Raw genomic sequence first — 3,035 nt, forward strand, 5'->3', positions numbered from 1 at the left:
ATTTTCAGGCATTATTACAGTATAGTGAAATAAGCATACAACACTTATTCCAAAGCGTTTTTCGTGTAAATGTTATTATATTAACATATGTATGATGACTGCCGTTTTTGGGCAAAAATTGCACCATGTTTTGCAGTATGAAATGCACCACTTCTTCTTCCTTTAGCCTACCAATTTCCACCGTTTTTGTACAGTAAATTTTTATGTTGTCGTGCTTCTCATTTGTAAATATTTACTTTCCGTTAAGTGAAACGGTACAATAACGGTATGTGACAAAGGAGGAGTTTTCATGATTGTTCATGTCGTAAAAACGTTACAGCAACTAGAGTGTACACAATTTATACAACAGCTTCCACCCGAAATGACGGCGCTTTATGTGTGGACGAACGTTGATGCGAAACATTACGCACAACGCGCAAAAAAAGAAACAGCTTGCTCGATGTACCGGTTGAATGTTTATTCGTGCAGCAGCATATGCCGTTTCGCCAAACATTGCTTTACGTGGATCGTTACATGCACCGCCTTGCACTGCATGAGCCGTTTATGCCGGTTGCTTATATGAGCGATACGATTACGCCGCTTGATCAGGCGATTGTCATTGAAGGGGCAAAAACATTTGAAGAACGCTTTATGACGATTCATCCTAACGCCGTGCAGCAATATGAGGAGGCGGCGACAAACCCGAGTTGGCTACAGCTCTTTCAGCATTTTTTGCATGAGTTTGACTACGAAAGTGCGATTGATATGCTAGAACCGCTGCCAAACGCAACGCATATTCGTGATTTGCTATATGTGCAGCTGCATCGGTTAAACTTTCATTTTGACGAGGCGCACCGTTTAATACAGCAAATGGACTTGAACGACGCGACGTTACAAAAAACGAGCAGCATTTTGCAGCAGCTAATCGCACCACCATCGTCTGAGCAGGCACTTGCCGAAATTACGGAGCTGTACCGCCACATTTACGTAACGCTGCAAAAGGAAGATTGGAGTTCGTTTTTAATTCGCTTTTACCGTGCGCGTGAGGCCGTCATTCATTACTTGCTCATTTACGCGGCGTACGAAAGCAAACCAAAGCATAACGAGCCACTATTTAAGCAAATCGAAAAGCTAGAAGATGCGTATGAAAGCGGCGACGCGAACGATCATTACGGCACGTACTTTTACATTAAAAGTGCAAACGTCGTCAATGCATTAAATGTGCGCAACCAAAGCGTTATCGGGCATAGTCGTGCACCGATTGATCCAAAGCTACTGTTCATCAATTATTACGGTACGTCGGCAAAAAGCTCGCAAATGCCTGAGCGTTTTTTAGCGGACACGCGCATTATGCTGCGAGATTTAGGCTCGGCACTCGACGACAATATGCTAGAGCTAAATGATTTCATTTTCGAGCAAATGGCACATTACTTACAGGAGGAACATTCATGAAACTCTCATTTCAGCAAGGTGAACATTTTCATTTAGACATACCACCGACAGAGCCACTTGCCTACATCGAAGAAACGCTTCACGCACTAGCGAAGGAACATACTACGTTGACGATCATTCCAAACGGCGAGCCGGCGCATGTGCAAATGGTGCTGCATTTTTTAACGCTGCATTACCCAAAAAAACTCGCCATCGCCCACGATACAGCGACGTGGAAAAACGTACATAGCGAGCAAGAGGTGCTGTATCATAAGTTGCACCATTTAATCGATTCGAACCGTTTCGTTGCCGCGTCTCTTTTATTACAGCAGCGTGATACAACGCTTCAGCATTTATTAACGTTTGCACGACGACTAAGCTACGGACAAGCAAACGGCACACATCCCGAAAACCCAAATCTTTATTGGCAGCTGCTAGAGCAAGTACTCACAACAGATGCGCTCGCAACAAAAGACGAGCTACAATTCATTCAGCTAATGCGTGGCATGACGAAGCAGCAACAACGCCCATTCATTTATTACATTCATAGCTACTGTAAACAGTTATATATGAATAGTGATTTAACTGATTTTATTACGTTTTACTACCGTTTAGCCGAGGAAGTACTTTTATACGCAATGGGCTGGGACGTACAAGGCACTCGCGCTTACATCAAACGAATCGGAGCTACACAATACGTCGTCCTCCCAACGCCAAAGCAAAACGTCACGCGCCACTTTTTCCGATATTTGCGCCACGCCGAGCAACAATCTAGCCCGTTCGCTGAGCAAATTGTGCGCGACTTTTCTGCAACGTGGCTACTCGACATCATTCATCTACGTCATAACGGCATTAGCGGACACGGCTTCGAGCCCTATACGAAGGAGCGCATTGAAGAAATTTGCGGCGGTGATCCACTCGACAAAATGGACGAGCTGCTCGCACGCTACGACCTCCTCCCTCCACATTGCTTTTACACATTGCTAAAGGAGGCAATGGCTGCACGCGCCCGCCTCCTCGTACCCGCTACATAAACGAAAAAAAGACGACTGCTTCGTATTGCTACGAAGTGGTCGTCTTTTTTGATCCTCTAAAGCGAGGTAAACGATTCACCGAAAAGTCAAACTGAAGAAATATGTTTAGAAGCTGTAAAGTATTAATCCTCTTAATCAAGGTTATCCATTTACACAGCAACTCGATTAAGAGCTTCGCCGGCATTTTCGACGAGTGTTAATCCTCTTACTCAAGGTTATCCATTTACACAGATCACTGAAAAAGTTCAAGGAGAGCTATTTGATTATGTGTTAATCCTCTTAATCAAGGTTATCCATTTACACACTGAGGAGGAAATGGATGCGTTAGTGAAACAAGCCATTCCTGTGTTAATCCTCTTAATCAAGGTTATCCATTTACACATTATGTGGGGATCAAGTATTCATTTCGTTTCCTTAATTGTGTTAATCCTCTTAATCAAGGTTATCCATTTACACAGTACCGTTTTTCGTCCTTACTCTCCCAAGTGTTTCACAAGCCGTTTTACATGGTGACTGGTGCATTTTGGTTTGGAATTTTTAGGGATTATATCGATATAGCGAAATGAACGTACAACACTTAGCCTGAAGCCT

The 3,035-nt window shown here is 43.6% G+C and carries 2 protein-coding genes and 1 CRISPR repeat array; both genes read left to right on the forward strand.

All coding sequences use genetic code 11. The features are described from left to right. Positions 1–432 precede the first annotated feature (432 nt). Positions 433–1,431, forward strand: coding sequence for a hypothetical protein (locus A6K76_RS16290; protein WP_066466632.1), 999 nt, complete (start codon positions 433–435; stop codon positions 1,429–1,431). Continuing rightward, positions 1,428–2,444, forward strand: coding sequence for a hypothetical protein (locus A6K76_RS16295; RefSeq protein WP_066466633.1), 1,017 nt, complete (start codon positions 1,428–1,430; stop codon positions 2,442–2,444). The genes A6K76_RS16290 and A6K76_RS16295 overlap by 4 nt, the downstream gene beginning before the upstream one ends. Positions 2,445–2,562: 118 nt before the next feature. Continuing rightward, a CRISPR array of direct repeats spans positions 2,563–2,901; the repeat unit is 38 nt; unit sequence TGTGTTAATCCTCTTAATCAAGGTTATCCATTTACACA. Positions 2,902–3,035 lie beyond the last annotated feature (134 nt).

The sequence above is a fragment of the Caryophanon latum genome, from assembly GCF_001700325.1.
Lineage (GTDB): Bacteria > Bacillota > Bacilli > Bacillales_A > Planococcaceae > Caryophanon > Caryophanon latum.